The organism is Legionella sp. 227 (genome assembly GCF_043161935.1).
GTDB lineage: Bacteria > Pseudomonadota > Gammaproteobacteria > Legionellales > Legionellaceae > Legionella > Legionella sheltonii.
The window spans coordinates 1221866-1242275 of sequence record NZ_CP171154.1; the positions used below are offsets into that span (position 1 = coordinate 1221866).

Genomic DNA, 20410 nt, shown 5'->3' on the forward strand with positions numbered 1-20410 from the left:
GGAGATCTCCTCATTGTCTCAGAATGAAGGGACTAGCGTTCAACAATCGCCGCAACGCCCATTCCTCCCGCAGTGCAAAGACTGATAAGGATACGTCCTTGTCCTTGATTGGCTAGGATTTTGGCGGCGGCACCCACCAAACGTCCACCCGTAGCAGCAAAGGGATGGCCTAGGGCAAGACTCCCTCCTTTTACGTTCATTTTTTGTGTGTTTATAGTTCCTAAAGGCTTTTTGAGATGTAATACTTTTTGACAATATTCAGCAGATTCCCATGCTTTTAACGTACACAGTACTTGACCAGCAAAAGCTTCATGAATTTCATAATAATCAAAATCTTGCAAACTCAGTCGATTTCTTGCCAATAAACGAGCGACAGCAATCGTTGGCGCCATCAATAATCCTGCACCATGTACGAAATCTATTGCAGCCACTTCGCAGTCCACAAAATAAGCAAGAGGTTCTAGTTGATGACTTTTGGCCCATTCAGGAGAGCCTAATAATACAACAGAGGCTCCATCAGTGAGTGGCGTTGAGTTTCCTGCAGTTAAACTACCCTTATCAGATTTATCAAAAGCAGGTTTTAAGGACGCCAATTTTTCCAAAGAAGGATCTTTACGGGTAATGGTATCTTGCTTTAGAGAAGCAAAGGGGGCGATTAAATCCTCATAAAACCCTTCATTATACGCTTGAGTCGCATTTTGATGTGAGCGAAAAGCCAATTCATCCTGAGCCTGGCGGCTAATTTGCCATTCTTTAACCATTAATTCACAATGATCGCCCATAGACAAACCAGTGCGTGGTTCGCGGACTTCCGGTAATAGAGGTTTTAACATGCTCAAGCGGAATTCTTTGAAAAGGCTAAGCTTTTCTTTCACCCCTTTAGCCTGTTGAAATTTAATTAAAAAATGAGTTAGTTTTCTTTGGCCAATTAGTGGAATATCGGAATTGGTGTCCGTTCCGCCCCCTATTCCTGCAGCGATTTGGCCGCTAGCAATTTTTAACGCAATTAAATTGACTGCTTCTAAACCCGTACCACAAGCACGTTGTATGGTTAATCCGGGAGTATCTGGAGACAACTCACTACCTAAAACCGTTTCGCGCGCCAGATTCCAGTCGAAAGGATGATTCATAATTGCTCCTGCAATAAAATCACCCAATAACTCACCTTGAATTTTAGTTTTATTAATAAGATCAGCTAATGCTGCCCCTAACATATCCTGATTGGATTTTCCTAAATAGTTCGTTTGTGATTTGACAAAGGGAGTGCGGGAACTATTAAGAATAGCCACTTTATCTTTGAAGCTCATGGTTAATTCCTTTTCGCTGCTCATGATTTCTAAGAATAGACTAAAATTATCCATTAGCGCTACATAATTCAAGCCGGGATATCGTTGGCTTATTTCAAAGTATGTTTTTTATCCTGGTGATTAACCAGACTGGTTTTACGCGAAGGAAAAAATTACACTATAATTTCATTTTAGCGCTTATAACAAGGAGGTTTTCATGTATACCTTGTATTCATTTGGGACGCCTAATGGTATTAAACCGACGATTATGCTGCACGAGCTGTCCCAATCCTATTCGATTAAAACCATCGATATTTCTAAAGGAGAACAGTTTAATCCGGATTTTTTAAAAATTTCCCCGAATAATAAAATTCCGGTTTTATATGACTCGCAAACCGATTTTTATTTGTTTGAAAGTGTGGCTATATTGCAATATCTTGCAGAAAAGCATCATAGATTTTTACCGGATTCACTGCAAAATAAGTACGCTATTCTCGAATGGTGCTTTTTTCAAGCAGCTCATATAGGTCCCATGTTTGGTCAATTGGGGCATTTTCATCGTATGGATGAAAAAATTCCTTATGCACTCAAACGTTATGTGGATGAAAGTGAGCGTTTGTTAGGGGTTATGGAAAAACAACTGACCCAATTTTCTTATATCGGTGGTAATGAGTACACCATTGCCGATATGGCCATTTGGCCCTGGATTTACTGCTTTCAAATTTTTTATCAACAGACTATTGATGCGCAACGTTTTGCTCATTTACTTGAATGGTATCAACGGATCAGTGAGCGTACCGCGGTGAAGGCGGCTTTAGATGCATATGATTTGACTTTGGAAGGGAGAAAAAAATAAGGCAGGTAGAATCCTCACCGCGGCCCCTCTCCCACCTGGAAGAGGGGATTTTTCTTGGTCATTATATTATTAGTTAAACACCTGTGATGCTTGCACTGCCACATCTAACCCATTGCCAGTTTTTTGTTTCTGCGCATAAAACCCATTCGTACCTAATAACTGGCTCACAGGTATCATTTGGGGTGGTTGATCGGTAGGAGGAGTGCCTTGATTTGAAGGAGGAGTACTTAGTGTTTTAAGCGTGTCTATATGTTTTTCTTGTATCATAAGAAGTTCTTGATAACGAGTATTCGATTTCTCTAGCTCTTGTTGTACCAGCACCAGTTTGCTTTCCGCATCACAGATGCGTTTCACTATGGTATCAAAGCTCGTTTCTTTATTACTTAGAAAGACATCGAGTCTTTCTTGGAAAGCCTGGCGTTGTTCTTCCTTGCCAATGGCGGCAACCGTTAATTCTGATATGGTAGCATGCAACGTATTGATCATTACTTGAGCTTTATCAAGATCCGCTCCGAGTGCTTCTCTCACCTTGTGCACTTCCAGAACTTTTTGCATTAACTCCTCTTGACTGGCTTTGTATCCCTCTGTAATACGGTCTAATTTCTCCTGATTTTTCTTCATTAAGTCGGTTTGTTGTTCCACCCCCTCTTTGAGGGCTTCAGAAATTTCTACTAATCCATTTCTAGTTCCATCTAAAGCCTCATTAATTTTAACGGTGGTCATGATTTGTTTATCAATCAAATCAATGCGCTTGCTTAGCGCTTCAATATTTTCTGTGAGCCGTATATTTTCATTGGCAAATTTTTGAATCTCTACTGCTAATTGTTGACGGATAATATCCAGAGCATTAATGGTTAATTGCAGGAGGTCGGCTAAGCCTAAAATACCTTGTTGCAAACTTTCAATAGCACTGGTACTGCATTTATGATGATCGTCGAGGATGATCCCTCCAGCTGTATAGGTAACCGCCGTGACCCCACAAAGTGCCAAAAGAAAACCAATATGTGCGACAATGCCCATGATTAGGGTGGGAACCGTTAATGCGACTCCACCAATAATCTTTTGCCAAAGAGGTAGTTCACCCCAGTATTCCGCAGCTCGCGAGAACATACTCGGATTTTTTTCCATGCTTTTGATGGTATCTTGCAGACTTTTTTTGATTTGCTCAAATATTTCTTTGGTAATAGTAATTTTTACAAGTTTGTCTTGATCGGTATTGTTAAGATTTTTTAACTTCTCTTTTATTTCTTTAGATGCTGTTTCTTCGACTGCGAGTATTGTTGATTCTTTATCTTGCTCTGGCTCTTGTACAGTATCAAGCTCCCTTTCTTCTACTGCATCCAGATCAATAAGTTGTCGAGTTTCTTCTTCGTTGGTAGCCATGTGAATTCCTTTCTGTTGAATAATCTTCCTGTAACTACTATTTTTAACCAGAATATCTTAAAAAAACAAGAAAAATTTATTCTCTGGAGTTAATGATAGGCTGATGCCTCAATTAAGTGATTATATATAAATAAAAAAATTCATGTATCTTTATGCAAAGTTGGGCTTGGGAGCCCAACTTAATAAAGTACATTTTATATTTTAACAGATCTATATTCAGGGCTTTCCTCTGAAGAGGCGGTACACTTAGCAATTTCGGCAACAGCAGTGGCGCCGGTACGGCTAAGAAGATACAGCAATGCTATGGGAGCTATAACAGCGGTTACTATGGATGCAGCAACAGCAATTACAGTACAAGCAGCTGCAATAATTCCAGCTTTTGCAGAAGCTCTGAGGTTATCTTGAGCCGTTTCTATTGCCTCTTCTTTGCCTGCACGAAGACTATGTAATCCAAAACCTGCAGCAATAACCAATTTTCCAAGTGCATAAAGTGCAGCGCATGCGGCAGCTATGGCTGCAGCTCCAGCAGCAAGAGCAAACACTATAGGCCCATGAATTGGTGCTGTGACTGTAGTTGCGATATCTGATCTAGTAGTCAGTCCAAGTTCCTCTGCTAATTCTTTTTTCTTTCCAAACGGAGTAAAAAATCCAGGTACAGTTTGTTGTACAAATCCATATCCTTGATGTAGCTTCTCTTTAACTGCATTTATTGCAACTTGTTTTTCTTCAGCATTTCCTATCAATAAATCCAATAGGCCTTTTTCACGGCCAAGAGATAGTGGTTGACGTGATGAGCGGTAAGCAGACGAGCTGTAATATGGATACGATTCTTCAGTTAATTCTTTTTCCTCTTCCTCATAGGGCTCCCGGTAATCGCGTTGTCCTGATTTTCTTGAACGTGGTTCTTTAACAAATTTAGATTCCATAAATAAACCCCTTGAGTTTGATTAAAATCGGGTCATGCTATTTAAAAAAAGAATACAAGTCAAGTTGAGTTTATTTGGTTTTTTGATTATTTTACTCACACTTAACTCAAAAGATGATTTTTTATGACGTATCGTATTGGCCAACGCTGGATAAGCAACACCGAAACCCAACTTGGTTTGGGTATCATTATTGATTTGAATGGTCGGCAGGTGAGCGTGAGCTTCCCTGCTGCGGACGAAGAGCGTATTTATTCCACCGACAGTGCTCCCTTAAGTCGTATTATTTATAAAGTGGGAGAAGAAGTCACTACCGCAAACCAACAGAAAATACAGATTACTCAAGTGGAAGAGCGTCAGGGATTGTTATTTTATACTGGAGAAGATGAGGCGGGCAATGAACTGCAGATTAGCGAGCTTTCTTTAGATTGTTTTATCAAATTAAACACTCCAGAACAAAGATTATTTAGCGGTTTGTTGGATAAGTTAAGCACCTTTAAATTAAGGATAGATACCCTGCATCATGTCAGTAGATTACAACAGTCTAGTGTTAGAGGACTATTGGGCTCAAGAACCAGTCACCTGAAACATCAGGTTTATATTGCCAATGAGGTGGCACAACGCTATGCACCGCGGGTGTTGTTGGCTGATGAAGTAGGGTTGGGTAAGACTATAGAAGCCGGCATGATTCTTCATTATCAATTAGGTACCGGTCGTGCCAGCCGAGTATTGATTGTGGTTCCCCAAACGTTGATTCATCAATGGCTTGTCGAAATGATTCGCCGATTTAATTTATATTTTTCGATCATTGATGCGGAGCGTTATGAACTTTTATATGAGTTAGATGAAGAAGAAGGGATGCATATTGGTACAAGCCAGGAGAATCTTTTTGAAAACGAACAATTGGTTTTGTGCAGCTTGGATTTTCTGATGGAAAATGAACAAGCTCGCCAGCAAGCGCTGAGCAGCCAGTGGGATTTGCTTGTTGTTGATGAGGCACATCACTTACATTGGTCTGAGGAAGAAAAAAGTCCTGAGTATGAATGTATTGAGGAATTAGCAAAACAAAGTAAAGGCTTATTGCTTTTGACTGCGACACCAGAACAAGCGGGAATTGCCAGCCATTTTGCCCGCTTGAGATTGCTTGACCCATCACGATTTTATGATTTTCCTACCTTCAAAAAAGAAGAAGAAGGGTATCAGCACATCAACAGGCTGGTGCAAGAGTTGATGACGTACGGGGAACAGGCGACGGATGTCTTGCCAGTAACGCTTAAGTCGCAATTGGAAACTTATTTAGGGGACATAACCGGTTTGAGTGTTAATCAGCTCATTAAAGACGTGTTGGATCGCCATGGGACAGGACGAGTCTTATTTCGCAATACGCGTGCAGCGATTCAAGGGTTTCCTGAGCGTCAGGTGCATGCCTATCCTTTGGAGTGTCCTACGATTTATTCCGCAATGGATGAACAAAAAGGCCAACGTAAGCTTTATCCTGAGCAACTTTTGGATAAAGCAATATGGCTGGAAAATGATCCTCGAGTGAAGTGGTTAGCGAATAAAATTAATGAATTACATCCCCACAAAGTTCTTGTTATTTGTGCTAAGGCCAATACAGCAATTGCTTTAGACCAGTATTTAAAATTAAAAGTAGGTCTTCGCAGCACTTCGTTCCATGAGGGATTATCAATTATTGAACGAGATCGTGCTGCAGCTTATTTTGCTGAGCTGGAAAACGGGGCCCAGACGCTAATTTGTTCCGAAATAGGCAGTGAGGGCCGAAACTTTCAATTTGCGCATCACTTAGTATTGTTTGATTTACCTTTAAATCCAGATTTATTAGAGCAGCGCATTGGACGGCTCGATCGAATTGGCCAGCGACATACAATTGAAATTCATGTCCCTTATCTCATGAACACGGTGCAAGAGAAATTATTTCGCTGGTATCAAGAGGGATTTAACTTATTCACCAAGAGCTGCTCGGTGGGTTTTACTCTTTATGAAGAATTTGAAGATCGATTATTACCCATTCTCGATACAGTAGACACACCCCCACACGAATTGGAGCAGTTGATTGCGGAAACGAAAACTCGTGCCGAACAAATTAATCAAGCACTTCACGAAGGCCGCGATCGGTTGTTGGAATTAAATTCCTGTAATACCTCCCAAGCAGAGGCCTTGATTGCCGCTATTGAGGCAGAAGAAAATTGTTTGGAGCTAGAAAATTATATGGCTCAAGTATTTCAGGAATACGGTATTGATCATGAGTACCATTCTGAAAATACGGAAATATTGCGTCCTACGGATCATATGAAAACAAGTCATTTTCCAGGATTAAAAGAAGATGGCGTTACGGTGACTTATTCTCGTTCTAAAGCACTTGTGCGAGAAGATGTTGAGTTTCTAAGCTGGGAGCATCCCATGGTCAGTGAATGTATGGAAATGACTTTGGACTCCGAGTTGGGAAATGCCGCTTTAGCGACGATTTCTATAAAAAGTATTAAACCTGGAACCTTGTTTTTGGAATCCTTTTTTACAGCAAATTGTGCTGCACCTAAAAAATTGCAATTGGATCGCTTTCTGCCTCTTACCCCTATTCGGGTGCTTATGGATGTATCTGGAAAGAATCTGTCGAAAATATTGGATTACAAACAATTAAATCAAATGTGTGAGCCTGTAAAACGTCATTTAGGCTATCCAATTATTCAGCAAATCCAAACGGATCTTGAACGTATATTAGCGCAAAGTAAAAAAGTTGCGGAAGCGCAACTTCAGGAGATCATAGAGCAGGCAACGATAGAGATGAAACAAAGTGTGACTCATGAAATAAATCGACTTGAAGCATTAAAAAGTCTCAACCCTTCGATACGTGAGGATGAAATTGCTTATTATAAAAAGCAGCTTCTCGAAAGTGAGGGATACATTCATAGTACCGCTTTAAAGTTGCAAGCACTGCGCGTTGTAATTAATAAAGCCTGAAAAACTTTCAGACATAAAGCCTTTATTATTTGAAAGGATCCGGTTTGCTAAATATCCGGATCCTTTAATGCACCTATGCAGATTGAATGTGCAACCCTTCGTAAGCTTGTTGCAATGCAGATAATTTATTGCGAGTATCCGTATGAAAAAAACCAAAATGTTGTGCTATGAATTTAGGGAGGGGATCTCGATGTTTATCAATGAATGCCCTGTTTTCATGATTGTTTAATTCATCCTGAATTTTTTGGATAAACGTACCAGACTGTTCCGTTCGCATTTGTTGAGGAAGCATCAAAAATTCAAGGGTTGTTTGATATAAAGAGAGAACTAACGTATAGGTTTTATTGGCTTTATCTACCCGTTCGTCGTCTGTTGATTTTTCTTGTAACATCGCCATGGATTTAATTTTCAAGATCCTCAAGGAATAACTGATTTTTTGATATTTGGCTCGGTTAAAATCGGATGGCTGCTCTTTTTGCATCGCATCAATCTGCTGTCTTATTTGCTGATCCAGATCATTTAAAACCCTTTCTTTTCGGTTGATGTCCAATAATTCATCTTTAGCGATGGTTTCTTTTAATAATGACTTCGTTGGGGCAGTGACTTTGATTGGCGTGTCTGCAATTTTATTTTTAGCGTCCATAGCTGGATTTATCGTTTGTGCAATGGTTTGAGGTAGGGTATACATTTTTTCGAAAAACTGAGCGACGGCAAGCATCTCATAAACCGCTGTCCTAGTTGCTGATTCTGATGGTTCAGAGTGACGATTTTTATATTCTTTAACTTGGGTGCCAAGCTTCAGTAGCATGTGTTCTACTGACTCGAGAACCATGATAATTTCTTTGGGAAATAATCCTTCTTTTGCAAGGCGCATGGTATTTTTGTTAGCTTTAGAGATCGCGACGAACGATTCTTTGACGTGTTGCAGGTCGGCTTCAACAACCCTACATAAATTGTCGAGTACCGTAAAAATTTCAGTAAAATGCTGCGGATCATTAATATAAATTGCTCCCAATTGTTCTATGCTGTGTAATAAGTGAGAGCAAAATGCTTGTAAGGAAATAATGGCGTGAATTAAGTGGGCAAAATTTGCCATAATGACAGTTCGCTCCAGCAACTCGTGATCTTCATTAACCACCACAAATTCGGGATCTTTTTCAGGACCCACTCTTTTGGTGTTAATAAAATTGCGTGAGTCACTAAATACCCGCAATATCGCTTTTAACTCTTTGTCTAACCGTGACTTGTCTTTTGATGTTTTGCTTGGTTGCTGCTGAATGGTTTGTGCCCAATCCGTGAACGCAAAAAGATCGGCGGGTGATATGACTTTTTTTTCTTTCAAAATGGAACAAGGCCTTAGGGATTTGAGATAGTATGCAGCCAAGCCCATGATCCAGTCTTTAAATACAGCTTCCGGTAAATTGATTTCATGAAATTTACTAAGTACCGCCCCCCATACTTCAGATTTAATATACTCTCTACGGACCATATTATTTTCCAGCTCATCAAGGGCTACTGTATCTGCTAAATCCTTTTCTTTCTCGGGCACCACCATTTTTACTAAGAGTCGTAACAATCGATTACTGTCATCAAGGCAGGTTTCTCTAAGTTCATTGACTAATTCGCGTAATGACAGTGACTCTTTATGTTTGTCCAAGTGTTGTTTGGCATCCAATAAGTAGGTATATACTGGTTGTAAACGTTTAAAATGCTGGCTATTTTCCCGTCCTTCTTTAGATGCATAATCATCAATAAAGTCGGTCAGCGCGCTAAGATATGCAGAATCAAAATCATAGCCTTCGAAGCTTAAGCATCTGTTTTGTAAAATATTGAGTAAATAGGAAAGAACACCTGCGGTAGTATCATTATGATTATCTCGACTTAAATAATACTCTTTTAATTTTAAGATGGCATGGAGAATGGATTGTCTGTATGAGGATAATTCAGTGGGTACTTGTGGGAGTTTTCTGCCTATTTCCTTAATATCATCCACTGTATAGTGCAGGGAATCTACTGATTTGATGTCATTTTCAAGGGTAAATTTGAAAATGGGTGGGAAGCCTTGAATGACTCCATAACCAGGGACTTCAATTTTTTCCAAGAAATGTTTATGGCGTCGATTGATGTCTTCAATTTCATCTCTATGTTTTTTTTCTTCATAGTGCTCCCATTTTTTATGAGCAATTGCAATGACTGCTCCTGTACCTACTATCCCAAGAGCTACTAAACCTGCGATGGCTTCAGGTTGTGAAAGGCTAAGAGCGCTGATACTGCTTAATCCATTTAATGCACTGGTTAGGGGCATAATTTTATCCTCACTAAAAAATTTAAGGCGCGCTATCTTAAAATTAGGTCGATAGGAAAAAGCGAACTACAAAAATTAAAAGGTAGCTTTGTATCCACATGCAATTTGCACGCCAGGGAGTTTTCTTATAAGTTGAAATGTGTAGAATGAATGGAATACGACTTTAACTGGGTCCTCTCTGAGATCATCACTTTATGGAATATTATTCAGTTCTGTATCTCTTGATTTTATTTTTAGTCTCAGCTTTGGTGCATCACTTTTATAAGAATGGCGTCTGTTGCCAGACCTCTGCCGGCAGCATTGTTATGGCTATTGGGATTGCCACTTTTGATGTGTTGCCGCAATTTCAATTGGTAACCCCTTTGGTTAAACGACTCATTATCCTGGAGTTGTTGGTTATAGAGCTTTATTTAATATGCTTTTTTGTAAAATGTTCTATTGCAGGACAATTTAATTTGTTTACTACCAGCGCAATAAATCAATTTGGGATCGGGACGTGGGTAGCCGGTTCTTCAGTTTTAACACTCTTATTTTTACAAGAATTTCCCTCCTGGGATTTGGTTATTTGGCTGTGTGCCTTTTGCGCGTTATTTTTTTGGCCGATTTATCTCGTTATTTCATTAATCAATTTACAGCGCATTTTTTTTAAAAAAATAAAAATACATACAGGAAATATTTTACTTCTTACAGTGAGTACGCAAGCATTAGCGTTGCTTACCCATTCTTTGTTTGCATCAGTAATGCCGATTTTAATAAGCCAGATATTAATAATTTTGGGTTATTTTTTCTATGTCATTGGGATCATGATTGTTGGGAAGTATTTGCTTTCATGCTCAAAGAAACGTTTGCTGTTAGGTTGGAGTAATGGAAACAGTATCATTCATGGCGCCCTGTCCATCTCGGGATTGGCCAGTACAGCGACTCACGCTCTTGATGATAGGGTAATTCTTAATACTTGGATTCTTGCAACCAGTTTATTATTTCTTGTTGAGGGAATGAGTTTCATTAAAATGTACCATCGAGTAAAAATAGCAGGTTTTATTGATGGCATTTTTGTTTATAATCTTTCTCAATGGACCCGAATTTTTACTTTAGGAATGTATTATTCATTTTCTTTTGCCTTATACAAACAACATGTGGGTAACAAATTTATAGTACAGACAGTGCTAATGTATGGAAAATATATTGTATTAATACTTTTGTTGTTTGAGGTATTTATTTTTTTACAGGATAAGTTAAGTAATCGAAAGCAATAACAATTACTCAGCTTAAAGTTTTTGAATTGTGTAGTACAAATGGATGAGTCTACTCATGAATCAGCAAATTAAGAAAATTACAACAGATCTGTTGCATTTGGCTGGTATTACGCCCAATGGGAATGAACCTTGGGATATTCAAATTAATAATGAAGAATTTTACCAACGTATTTTTAATGAGGGTTCTTTAGCACTAGGCGAGACCTACATGGATGGATGGTGGGATTGTCAAAGCCTCGACCAATTTTTTACCCGTATTCTGCGGGCGCAGCTGGATCAAAAAGTCAAAGCCGACAAATGGTTATGGCCAAAATTAATTTGGCTCAAATTAATTAATCATCAATCTAAAAAACGAGCCCTGGAAGTAGGTCGAAGACACTATGATTTAGGCAATGAACTATTTAAATCCATGCTGGATAGCCGTATGAATTACACCTGCGGTTATTGGAAAAATGCCAATGATCTTGATACGGCACAATTGAATAAATTGGAATTAAGTTGCCAGAAATTAAAACTCGAACCGGGGATGCGTGTACTAGACATAGGCTGTGGTTTTGGTGCTTTTGCCAAATATGCGGTGGAGCATTATGGTGTCAGTGTGGTGGGGATCACCATATCCAAAGAACAGTATGAATATGCCAGACAAAATTGTTCTGGGTTGCCTATTGAAATCCGCTTCCAGGATTATCGGGATATTTATGAACAATTTGATCGAGTGGTCTCTTTAGGGATGTTTGAGCATGTAGGTTATCGAAATTATCGTGTTTACATGCAAAAGGCTCGTGATTGTCTTCAAGATAATGGTTTGTTTTTGTTACATACTATTGGCGGAAACGAAACGACCAAATCCTGTGATCCCTGGATTAATAAATATATATTTCCTAATGGTGTGATTCCGTCTATGGAGCAAATCAGTAAAGCTTCAGAAGGATTATTTGTTATGGAAAACTGGGCAAACTTTGGGGCTTATTATGACAACACCCTAATGGCCTGGCATGACCGCTTCGAGCAAAATTGGGAGCGTTTAAAGGAACAATATGACCAACATTTTTATCGTATGTGGCGCTATTATTTATTAGCATGTGCCGGTTCTTTTCGTGCTCGTTCAAACCAGTTATGGCAAATTGTCTTTTCCAAAGAAGGCCTTCCAGGAGGGTATCAAGAGCCTTTATTTACAGGCATTAAAAACAAAGAATCTGAAAATAAAAAAACGGTTTCGAATTTTGAACTGTTATAAAAAAAAGAGGGATACTTGCCGTATCCCTCGAGTGTATTCAATTAGTGCTTCTTGGCAAATGCCATACGCAAATGACTGTTGATGGTTTCGATTGCACTACGACATGCTGGAGTATCAAAAAGATCATTGAGCATGACGAAATCATGAATAGTGCCGTGATGGCGGATTCCGGTGACGGGAACACCCGCTGCATTAAGCTTATGCTCATATGCTTCACCTTCATCCCGCAATACGTCACATTCACCATTAATTACTAGTGCTGGAGGTAACCCTTTGAGTTGATCAACAGTGGCTTGCAACGGACATGCGGTGATTTCTTTTCTTTTTGCTTTATCGGGTAAATAATTGTCCCAAAACCACTCCATGGCTTTTTTGGTTAACCAAGGGCCATCAGCAAATTCTTTGTAGGAGTCATTTTCAAAGTTGGCATCAGTTACTGGATAAATGAGCACTTGATAATCAATTTTAGGACCGCCACGTTGTTTGGCAAGAATGGTCATCACTGCGGCCATGTTTCCTCCGACACTATCACCCGCAACGGCTAAACGAGAAGTATCCAGGTTGAGTTCTTTGCCATGCTCTGCAATGTATTTCAACGCCGAATAATCTTCTTCAATTTGAGTTGGGTATTGTGCTTCCGGAGCTAAAGAATAATTGACAAATACAACTGCAGCATGAGCACCCACTGCAAGTTCACGCACAAGACGTCCATGAGTTTGCCAATCTCCAAAAACCCAACCTGCACCATGATAGAACATGACTACGGGTAGTTTTTCTTTTGAGCCTTTGGGACGAATAATACGAATGCCTACTTTCCCTTTGGCATGTTGAATAAAACGATCTTCAATATCTACCGCAGGTTCTTTTATTGAAGGGGCTTCTTGCAATTTATCAAAAATGGCTCTTCCTTCTTGTACTGGAAGATCATAAATCGGTTTACCACCAGCTTTCTTGATTTTTTCAACGAAAGCCCAGGTTTTTGGTTCTATACGCTTACTCAGATCCATTTTTTCTGTCCTCATGGTTGAAGTTTAAACACAATTTCTTTTTTTCTCTTATGAATAATATGAAGCCAAGGCTGTCACTTTTATTAACAGGACAGAATAAGTATAGACAATTTGGAGATTTTTGTTTTTTCTTAATAAAAAAGCTAAAAAACTCAAACGAGTGGTGATTATTGATTCGGTAAAAAAGGGGATGGAATCTCAGTGATACAATATCGTGCAGCCTGAGCGTAGGGGAGAAACCGCTTGCTGTTCCTCGGACTTACACCCAAGCTAAGATCTTAGCTAAATCTTCATTATTCATTTCCTACTGGAAAAGATCCATGTTCAGCATTTCGATAATCAGGGAAAGAACAGTGCATGTGTGCAATCTTCCAGGCTCCCTCCTCTTTTTCGATGGTTAGGGTACCACGCAAATGTTCGAATAGATGCTCCTTGCCCTCGATGGTAATGCGTGCATTACATACTGCGGCAGCCCACATGGCATCTTCAGGAGTTGGAACAAAACGAATTATTTCTATTTTACCCTGCTCTGATTGGCTCCAATCCCTTCTAAATTGTTCTTCTATTTCTTTTAAGCCGATACGATATTCATCAAGTGCAGATCCCCAAACATTCGTATGTTGAGTAAAAAGACTGAGTAACAAAGGTAAATTACGTTGTTCATACCCATCACAAAATTGTTTAAAGAGTTGCTCTGCTGGTTTTATTTCTGGACGTTTCATAAGTTATTCTCCTGGACCAATTTTTGCCGGAGTATAGAAAACGAAAAAGAAGTTGTCTGTCCGTTACAAACACGGACACTAGTAAAACCCTATAGTGCCGAACATAGATACAACATCCGCTCCATTTCTAATTTGGAAGAATATCCTGTCCGTTGTTTGATACGCAGCAAATAGGTATCTACTGTTCGAGGTGAAAGCTCAAGAAATTGAGCGATTTGTTTGTGGGTTGCTCCTTGCAGCAATAATCTGAGACAGGTTAATTCTTGTCCCGTGAGGTAGGTCGCTCCACTTTTTCCAATCACAGGGATTCGGCCTTGAGTCAGGCAAATATCTTTGTAATTCACATCACGATAGGCTTCAGGTAAAGCGATGGGGTTTTTATTCAGTTGTTGGATTAATTCTTTGTTTTGAAGATCAAAATCAAAAATAAACTGCTCAATTGCTTTGAGTTTATTGAGATAAAAAGATCCCGCATGTTCTTGTTCATAGGGTAAGGCAACCGCAATCATATCGTAATAATTTTTACTGCGGCGGACTAAGGTCAGCCCATTGTGCATATTAAATTTTTCGCGGGCAATTTGCACTGGTGTACTAGGCAATTCTTCATCCCAAAGAAACCAGTATGAGTGCGTTTTTTCATGATCGTTTTCAAATGATGAGAACACCACAGGTTCATTCTCAATGTGTTGGAAGTATTCAAAGAGACCGGTATTGTTGGTCAAACAATTAATTGAGCCATCCGCAAAACATCGTAAATATTGAAAATAATTAAATCCAAATGCGTCCAATAAATTTTTACTGACTTCCTGAATTTTATTTTTTAGCAGAAAAATGGGATGGTTTAAGTCAATTTTTAATGACATTTTAAATAAAGCAACCTGAATTAATTAGACAAGCTGAAAGGTATTTTGTCAGTAATTTTATTATTGATCAAATTGAATTGCATTGTTTCATTTCTTTATATTTGATATAAAGTTTAAAAAAAGCGTATGGATTTTTAATTTCAGAATAAAGGAGTTTATCATGTTGAAGCAAAAAAATAATTCAGGTAAGCAAGAGGAAAGAAGACTCACCCCTCTAGGTCTTAAACGCCAATTATCAGTAGCCTATATTGCTCCAAACGGTCGACTTACCTCAGATGATCCCGATTCTTATCAAGGACAAGAACGCTTGGAATATCAGGACGCCTTAATAAGGCAACGACCTGAAACAGGTTATGCCGATGGAATTAAAGCAAGAAGAGAAAAACAAAGGGGGCGTTTTTTTTCCCAGAAAAAGGAAGAGGAACAGGTGGAATATACTGTACCGACTCCTCCATAAAAATTTATCGGCCAATACCTCTCCCAGAGAGGTATCTAAGCGATAATTTTGAGTCGAAATCGCCTAGAGGGCCTAAGGATAAAAAATGGATGCGTTAATGCCAAAATCCCCCCACAAATTATTCCAGGAGCTTATTCTACCGAATGGTTTTTTTCCAAATAATCCTCGTTTTCCGTTGTTAGTCTATAAACAGACATTTGCAATAGCCAATCAGTCAGTGCACGCCATACAACAAGTGTTACAGCGAAATCACTGGGGACAATCATGGGTTGATTCAATTTACGACTACCATCATTACCACAGTACAACGCATGAAGTATTGGTTATGATTGAAGGAGTCGGTACCGTTCAATTTGGAGGGGATGAAGGCAGGATTTATGCAGTGAGTCAGGGGGATGTCGTGATTATTCCTGCGGGAGTAGCACATAAAAGTTTGCATTTATCCCCAGGCTTTAAATGTATTGGCGCATATCCCGGCAATATCGATTTTGATATGAAGTATGGTATAGCAGAGGAACACCCCCAGGTTGACGAGCAGATAAAGCGCGTTGGATTACCCCAAAGTGATCCCGTGTTTGGTGAACATGGATTATTATTTAATTATTGGAAATAGAACTCTAAAACAAGGAGTTAAAAGTATTTTTTTTTGCTTTTAAGGTCTATATTAGATAGGTAGGAACCCATAATTTAATTATTAAATTATTCGCATTTTATGGAGTTTGTTATGTCTGTCGCCTCAATAAGAAAAGTTTATAATGTTTACGCTTCATTCTACGATTTTTTGTTTGGTTCTATTTTTAACCCAGGTCGTTCTTTGTGTACCGATGTAGTCAACAAAGCAGCAAAGCAACACGCTACAGTCCTTGAAATTGGTATTGGGACGGGTTTGTCTTTACCGCTGTATCGTGAAGATTTACACATTACGGGAATTGATATTTCTGAAAAAATGTTGGAAAAAGCAGAAGAGCAGGTGGTAAAAAATAACCTCGAAGAGCGTGTGCAGTTAAAGATTATGGATGCCGCCCATTTAGAGTTTCCTGATAACAGTTTTGATTTCATAGTGGCCATGTATGTGGCCTCTGTCGTCCCTGATGTGAATGCTTTTTTGCGCGAATTAACACGCGTTGCTAAGCCTACGGCAGAGATAATCTTTGTCAATCATTTTGCTTCGGAACATTCTGTAATTCGTTTTTTTGAGAGAGTATTTGCACGAGTTAATGAGCTTGTTGGCTTTAGATCCGATTTTTCAGTCCAATCTCTTCTTAATTACAAGCCATTAATCCTGTTGGATTCTCGAAAGACCAATCTGTTTGGTTACTGGAAATTATTGCGTTGTAAAATACAGAAAGAAAAATGAAGCAAATTCCTCTCCCACCGATGGGAGGGGGGCGAGGAAACTTATTCCCTGCAATCCCCATGGGGAGAAGGGAGCTAATCTTTTATTTCTGACTGGATGAATTTGCGCAGTACTCTCGCTATTCGTCCTTGATGACGCGCCATGGGATACCATCCTGGGCATTGGGTTAAGCGATAAAAACTTAAGCAATATTTAACTGGACTTAAACGTTTTGCTAATGCGAAGGCGTTCAATAATCGCTCTTGAGGTTCAAAAGCCTGCCAATGACTCAAATAGCTATCACGTAATATGTCATAGCGTTCACTGTGTTCCTTGATCTGATGCTGGTGCATCATGTCCATCAAAAATGAAATGAGAGAAAAAAATGGGTGGGTGATAACGCTTTCACCCCAATCAATAATTGTGAGATGCTGCGCTTGATGCAGAATATTATTCTCGTGAAAATCACTGTGCTCTATTGTTTCAGGAATTGCATATTGGCTTAGTTGCTGGCAAAGCTCCACCACTTTGGGGTGCAAAGAGATAAGTTGCTGCCACTCATTTGTACGCAAACCATCCTCTTTTAAAAAAGCAGATTCCTCTAACAATTTTAAATATAAATCCGGTAAATTAGTCAAACGCCAATCAGGCACTCCGAGCGCCAGCAAGGAACCCATTTGACTAATAAGACCTATTTGGATGGTTACATAAGATTTAAGTGCTTCTTTGGCCAATTCAAGTTGATAGTTCATCGCCATACTTTCTCTAAGCGGCGTCCCTCTATCACTCATCAAAAAGCAACCTAAACCGAAATTAGTACTCAGTACTTCAGGTACTAAAGCTGGAAAAAAACTGCGAAGGTATAATATTAAATTAGGCTCAATAGCAAAGACTTCCGGTATTTGTTTTAAATAAAAAAATCCTTTTGTAGTAGCAATTTGATGCACCTTGGCCCAGGAAGCATGGTGCATTTGTTTAAACGTTCCTTGTATGGAATAGCCATGTTGATTCAGGTAGTTTTGTGCCCAAAGAAACGCCGGATTACTTTCTGCATTCATAGATTACCGTCTCGTCATTTTTAGCTGGGGATGCAGATCTATCAAATGCCTTAAGTAGGCGAATTTCTTTAAAACCCGTTTCATGCAATAAATCCAGTAACAGGGATGGATCATCATAAAGCCGAATTTTATATTCCTCGATTTCAGTTGTTATCAGTTGATTGGCTTCAACTAATTCATATTTGCCAATTGAATAACAAATTGATTCTTCGAGTATGGCCAGTTGACTGAGCAAAATGATTTGTCCATCGGCTCGATACCAACGTGAACCACGCCAAATGCCCAATTCTTTAGGAACGGCATTTAAGGTTTCTGTTTCAAAGATCAAGCGACCATTTTCTTTTAAATGATCGTACATCACCTTTAACGCGTGTTTAACCGTAGCCAAATCAATAATAAGACCAAACGAACCACTAGGAATAAAGATTAAACTGTATTGTTTTGCTTGCTGGAGTTTTTCAAGGTATCCATGCCAGATATTGGGATTTAAATGTTGCGCTCTTGCTTTAGCATGTAACGCATCCAGCATCGATTGGCTTGCATCAAACCCTTCGACATCAAATCCTTGGCCTAACATCGGCAGCAGAAAGCGACCTGTGCCACACATAGGCTCCAAAATAGGACCATCCGCTTCTTGTGCATAACTTAGATAAAAATCCCAAGCATCCTTTGGTGGGAGAGGCTTGCTCAAATCATAGACTTGGGTGCATAAGCTTAAATAAGTATCCAATGATTGATTCGGCATAGACAATAAACCTTGCAAGGCAGAAAAAGTGCGTTGTTAAATTTTATACTTTTAATTTTGTTTCGCCTATTCTCGAAGGTAACGATTTTTTTATTTTCTATTACATTCAGTCAAAGCATAGGAAGAAGATAAATGATATCACTGTTTTTCTTTTTTTTTATTGCTATTATCTGAAAACGTTCTTCTTAATTGAGAGGAGGAATTGTGTCGCAAAAAACATTAATTTTTTTACCTGGGGTTTTATCAGATCAGCGAGTTTGGTCATATCAAACCAATCATTTGCAGGATCTGGTGCGCTGCCAAAGCATCCCCTTAGCGAGAAGTACCACTGAAGAATTAATCCAAGAGATTTTAAATCAAGTTGAAGGTGATTTTTTCTTGGCGGGACATTCCATGGGGGGATGGCTGGCATTGGAGCTTGCCAGGAGAGTCCCCGAACGCATTTTAAAACTATGTTTATTAAATACATCGGCACAACCCGACTCCAAGGAAAAACATCAAAAAAGAATTTCGATGATCAAACAGTCTGAACAAGGAGAATTTGCAGAGGTCGCTGCAGCACTTGCAGATGATTATGTTGTTGATGAGCGAGTCAAAACAGAAGTCTATTCCATGTTTTTAAGTGTTGGCCAACAAACTTTTATTGCACAACAAAAGATCCTTTTAGCGCGCCAGGAATGTCGCTCCTTTCTCTCTTCTTTGACCATGCCGACCTTAGTGATCCATGCTCGCCAAGATAAAAATTTTTCTTTGGCGACACATGAGGAACTATGCGATCACCTTCCCAATGCTAAATTAGCGATTATTGAGGACTCAGGACATATGTCGCCTATGGAATCCCCCCAAGCGGTAACCACTTTATTACGCTTTTGGCTTGATTACTTTTGATGAAGTTAATCTTCATAGTCGTTCAAATCAAATGCTTCTTGTAGGTTTTCCAGTTGTTCTTCAACGATGGTTAATTTTTCAAAACTTGCGATATGGAATAAGGCTTGTCCTGAATGCACCAGAGGTAACATATTTTCACCAATAATAATCCCGGAAATAGGTGACTTTAACTGGTATTCTTCCGTACTGGTTGGATTGGCAATAACCGCTATCGTTTGTCCTTTAGCTACCCGATTTCCTGATTTTTTAATGTGTCTTAAAATGCCGCTTATGGGGGCTCTAATCCAATAACTGTTTCTGGATACCGTAGGTGTGCATTTTTTTACCCTGAATTTTCCTGGTTGAATCATCCCTAAGGCGCCCATAACACTCAAAATCCCATTAATGCCAGTTCTGATGGAAAGCTCATCAAACCGCAAAGACTCTCCCCCTTCATAAACAAAGATGGGGATACCTTGTTCATTGGCATATTCGCGCATTGAACCATCTCTAAAAGTCGAATGCAGGATTACAGGAACATTAAATGCCAGGGCCAATTCTTCAATTCCTGGCATATCCAGGTTTGCTCTAATTTGGGGCAAATTAAAACGATGGTTCGAGCCAGTATGCAGGTCAATCGCATGGGTTGATTGGGATAAAATTTGTTTGCTGATTATTTCTGCAAGAATGGCTGCAAGTGAGCCATTGGAATTGCCAGGAAACGATCGATTTAAGTCTCTTCGATCCATGAGGTAACGTTTCTGATATAAGAAACCATATACATTTACAATAGGAATTGCAATGATGTTCCCCTTGATCCTTTTGAGTCCCTTTTTTTTCAAGAAGCGCCTGATGATCTCAACACCGTTGATTTCATCACCATGTATTGCGGCAGTAATGCATAATGAAGGACCTTCCTCCACACCGTTAATGACATGTATTGGTAAACTGATGGGTGTCCAGTCATATAACTTGGGCATGGGTAATAAAATGGTTTTCCTTTCTCCAGGTTTGATTTTTACATCACCAATAATTACGGGTGCTTTGTTACTCATTCCCATGACTTCCTTAAATAAGGCTTATATAACAAGTGTAGCTTGAATTAAGAAAGATATAATAAAAGGGTCACC

The 20410-nt window shown here is 39.3% G+C and carries 18 protein-coding genes; 8 read left to right on the forward strand and 10 right to left on the reverse strand.

Going from position 1 to position 20410, the window contains the following annotated elements:
- Nucleotides 1-32: 32 nt before the first annotated feature.
- A complete protein-coding gene (locus ACF8MK_RS05255) occupies nucleotides 33-1307 on the reverse strand; it encodes an acetyl-CoA C-acetyltransferase (RefSeq protein WP_392538464.1) in 1275 nt (424 codons plus the stop codon).
- Nucleotides 1308-1503: 196 nt separating this feature from the next.
- On the opposite strand from ACF8MK_RS05255, the gene ACF8MK_RS05260 reads away from it, so the two are divergent.
- Nucleotides 1504-2142, forward strand: a complete 639-nt coding sequence (locus ACF8MK_RS05260; protein WP_392538465.1) for a glutathione S-transferase family protein — start codon at nucleotides 1504-1506, stop codon at nucleotides 2140-2142.
- Nucleotides 2143-2211: 69 nt separating this feature from the next.
- On the opposite strand, the gene ACF8MK_RS05265 is transcribed toward ACF8MK_RS05260, so the two are convergent.
- Together ACF8MK_RS05265 and ACF8MK_RS05270 are read right to left on the reverse strand one after the other, a co-directional pair.
- A complete protein-coding gene (locus ACF8MK_RS05265) occupies nucleotides 2212-3525 on the reverse strand; it encodes a LegC2/C7 family Dot/Icm T4SS effector (protein WP_392538466.1) in 1314 nt (437 codons plus the stop codon).
- A gap of 194 nt (nucleotides 3526-3719) precedes the next feature.
- Complete coding sequence (locus ACF8MK_RS05270) at nucleotides 3720-4451, reverse strand: hypothetical protein (RefSeq protein WP_392538467.1); 732 nt, start codon at nucleotides 4449-4451, stop codon at nucleotides 3720-3722.
- A 123-nt stretch (nucleotides 4452-4574) separates the two neighbouring features.
- On the opposite strand from ACF8MK_RS05270, the gene rapA reads away from it, so the two are divergent.
- Nucleotides 4575-7427: an RNA polymerase-associated protein RapA gene (gene rapA / locus ACF8MK_RS05275; RefSeq protein ID WP_392538468.1), complete on the forward strand. Its 2853-nt coding sequence runs from the start codon at nucleotides 4575-4577 to the stop codon at nucleotides 7425-7427.
- A gap of 73 nt (nucleotides 7428-7500) precedes the next feature.
- Here the strand turns inward: rapA and ACF8MK_RS05280 are convergent, their stop codons facing one another.
- Complete coding sequence (locus ACF8MK_RS05280) at nucleotides 7501-9732, reverse strand: hypothetical protein (RefSeq protein ID WP_392538469.1); 2232 nt, start codon at nucleotides 9730-9732, stop codon at nucleotides 7501-7503.
- A gap of 194 nt (nucleotides 9733-9926) precedes the next feature.
- Between ACF8MK_RS05280 and ACF8MK_RS05285 the strand changes: the two genes are divergently transcribed.
- Complete coding sequence (locus tag ACF8MK_RS05285; protein ID WP_392538470.1) at nucleotides 9927-10988, forward strand: hypothetical protein; 1062 nt, start codon at nucleotides 9927-9929, stop codon at nucleotides 10986-10988.
- A gap of 55 nt (nucleotides 10989-11043) precedes the next feature.
- Nucleotides 11044-12225, forward strand: coding sequence for a cyclopropane fatty acyl phospholipid synthase (gene cfa / locus ACF8MK_RS05290; protein WP_392538471.1), 1182 nt, complete (start codon nucleotides 11044-11046; stop codon nucleotides 12223-12225).
- A 41-nt stretch (nucleotides 12226-12266) separates the two neighbouring features.
- On the opposite strand, the gene ACF8MK_RS05295 is transcribed toward cfa, so the two are convergent.
- From ACF8MK_RS05295 to ACF8MK_RS05305, 3 genes are all read right to left on the reverse strand, one after another.
- Entirely contained in the window at nucleotides 12267-13232 is a 966-nt protein-coding gene (locus tag ACF8MK_RS05295; RefSeq protein WP_265703697.1) for an alpha/beta hydrolase, read from the reverse strand.
- Nucleotides 13233-13525: 293 nt separating this feature from the next.
- A complete protein-coding gene (locus ACF8MK_RS05300; protein ID WP_392538472.1) occupies nucleotides 13526-13954 on the reverse strand; it encodes a nuclear transport factor 2 family protein in 429 nt (142 codons plus the stop codon).
- 89 nt (nucleotides 13955-14043) lie between these two features.
- Complete coding sequence (locus ACF8MK_RS05305; RefSeq protein WP_392538473.1) at nucleotides 14044-14817, reverse strand: helix-turn-helix transcriptional regulator; 774 nt, start codon at nucleotides 14815-14817, stop codon at nucleotides 14044-14046.
- A gap of 160 nt (nucleotides 14818-14977) precedes the next feature.
- Here ACF8MK_RS05305 and ACF8MK_RS05310 point away from each other — a divergent pair, with 160 nt between their 5' ends.
- The 3 genes from ACF8MK_RS05310 to ACF8MK_RS05320 all read left to right on the forward strand — a co-directional run bounded on the left by ACF8MK_RS05310 (nucleotide 14978) and on the right by ACF8MK_RS05320 (nucleotide 16631).
- The gene (locus tag ACF8MK_RS05310; protein WP_392538474.1) at nucleotides 14978-15274 is read left to right on the forward strand and encodes a hypothetical protein; all 297 of its coding nucleotides are present in this window, start codon (nucleotides 14978-14980) and stop codon (nucleotides 15272-15274) included.
- Between the two features lie 97 nt (nucleotides 15275-15371).
- Nucleotides 15372-15887, forward strand: a complete 516-nt coding sequence (locus tag ACF8MK_RS05315) for a cupin domain-containing protein (protein ID WP_392538475.1) — start codon at nucleotides 15372-15374, stop codon at nucleotides 15885-15887.
- Nucleotides 15888-15998: 111 nt separating this feature from the next.
- Entirely contained in the window at nucleotides 15999-16631 is a 633-nt protein-coding gene (locus ACF8MK_RS05320) for a class I SAM-dependent methyltransferase (protein ID WP_265703702.1), read from the forward strand.
- A gap of 74 nt (nucleotides 16632-16705) precedes the next feature.
- Here ACF8MK_RS05320 and ACF8MK_RS05325 read toward each other — a convergent pair whose 3' ends face one another.
- Nucleotides 16706-17668, reverse strand: a complete 963-nt coding sequence (locus tag ACF8MK_RS05325) for a phosphotransferase (RefSeq protein ID WP_392538476.1) — start codon at nucleotides 17666-17668, stop codon at nucleotides 16706-16708.
- The gene (locus tag ACF8MK_RS05330; RefSeq protein ID WP_265703704.1) at nucleotides 17652-18413 is read right to left on the reverse strand and encodes a bifunctional 2-polyprenyl-6-hydroxyphenol methylase/3-demethylubiquinol 3-O-methyltransferase UbiG; all 762 of its coding nucleotides are present in this window, start codon (nucleotides 18411-18413) and stop codon (nucleotides 17652-17654) included. The genes ACF8MK_RS05325 and ACF8MK_RS05330 overlap by 17 nt, the downstream gene beginning before the upstream one ends.
- A 204-nt stretch (nucleotides 18414-18617) precedes the next feature.
- Here ACF8MK_RS05330 and ACF8MK_RS05335 point away from each other — a divergent pair, with 204 nt between their 5' ends.
- A complete protein-coding gene (locus ACF8MK_RS05335) occupies nucleotides 18618-19301 on the forward strand; it encodes an alpha/beta fold hydrolase (protein WP_392538477.1) in 684 nt (227 codons plus the stop codon).
- Between the two features lie 5 nt (nucleotides 19302-19306).
- Here the strand turns inward: ACF8MK_RS05335 and ACF8MK_RS05340 are convergent, their stop codons facing one another.
- Nucleotides 19307-20335 (reverse strand): succinylglutamate desuccinylase/aspartoacylase family protein, encoded by a 1029-nt coding sequence (locus ACF8MK_RS05340; protein ID WP_265703706.1) that lies wholly within the window; start codon nucleotides 20333-20335, stop codon nucleotides 19307-19309.
- Nucleotides 20336-20410 lie beyond the last annotated feature (75 nt).

What these genes read in the sequence shown, in the direction of transcription:
- ACF8MK_RS05255 (WP_392538464.1), bottom strand. Translation starts at nt 1,307, where the DNA reads ATGAGCTTCAAAGATAAAGTGGCTATTCTTAATAGTTCCCGCACTCCC.
- ACF8MK_RS05260 (WP_392538465.1), top strand. Translation starts at nt 1,504, where the DNA reads ATGTATACCTTGTATTCATTTGGGACGCCTAATGGTATTAAACCGACG.
- ACF8MK_RS05280 (WP_392538469.1), bottom strand. Translation starts at nt 9,732, where the DNA reads ATGCCCCTAACCAGTGCATTAAATGGATTAAGCAGTATCAGCGCTCTT.
- ACF8MK_RS05295 (WP_265703697.1), bottom strand. Translation starts at nt 13,232, where the DNA reads ATGGATCTGAGTAAGCGTATAGAACCAAAAACCTGGGCTTTCGTTGAA.
- ACF8MK_RS05270 (WP_392538467.1), bottom strand. Translation starts at nt 4,451, where the DNA reads ATGGAATCTAAATTTGTTAAAGAACCACGTTCAAGAAAATCAGGACAA.
- ACF8MK_RS05300 (WP_392538472.1), bottom strand. Translation starts at nt 13,954, where the DNA reads ATGAAACGTCCAGAAATAAAACCAGCAGAGCAACTCTTTAAACAATTT.
- cfa (WP_392538471.1), top strand. Translation starts at nt 11,044, where the DNA reads ATGAATCAGCAAATTAAGAAAATTACAACAGATCTGTTGCATTTGGCT.
- ACF8MK_RS05305 (WP_392538473.1), bottom strand. Translation starts at nt 14,817, where the DNA reads ATGTCATTAAAAATTGACTTAAACCATCCCATTTTTCTGCTAAAAAAT.
- ACF8MK_RS05330 (WP_265703704.1), bottom strand. Translation starts at nt 18,413, where the DNA reads ATGCCGAATCAATCATTGGATACTTATTTAAGCTTATGCACCCAAGTC.
- ACF8MK_RS05320 (WP_265703702.1), top strand. Translation starts at nt 15,999, where the DNA reads ATGTCTGTCGCCTCAATAAGAAAAGTTTATAATGTTTACGCTTCATTC.
- ACF8MK_RS05340 (WP_265703706.1), bottom strand. Translation starts at nt 20,335, where the DNA reads ATGAGTAACAAAGCACCCGTAATTATTGGTGATGTAAAAATCAAACCT.
- ACF8MK_RS05325 (WP_392538476.1), bottom strand. Translation starts at nt 17,668, where the DNA reads ATGAATGCAGAAAGTAATCCGGCGTTTCTTTGGGCACAAAACTACCTG.
- ACF8MK_RS05310 (WP_392538474.1), top strand. Translation starts at nt 14,978, where the DNA reads ATGTTGAAGCAAAAAAATAATTCAGGTAAGCAAGAGGAAAGAAGACTC.
- rapA (WP_392538468.1), top strand. Translation starts at nt 4,575, where the DNA reads ATGACGTATCGTATTGGCCAACGCTGGATAAGCAACACCGAAACCCAA.
- ACF8MK_RS05285 (WP_392538470.1), top strand. Translation starts at nt 9,927, where the DNA reads ATGGAATATTATTCAGTTCTGTATCTCTTGATTTTATTTTTAGTCTCA.
- ACF8MK_RS05315 (WP_392538475.1), top strand. Translation starts at nt 15,372, where the DNA reads ATGCCAAAATCCCCCCACAAATTATTCCAGGAGCTTATTCTACCGAAT.
- ACF8MK_RS05265 (WP_392538466.1), bottom strand. Translation starts at nt 3,525, where the DNA reads ATGGCTACCAACGAAGAAGAAACTCGACAACTTATTGATCTGGATGCA.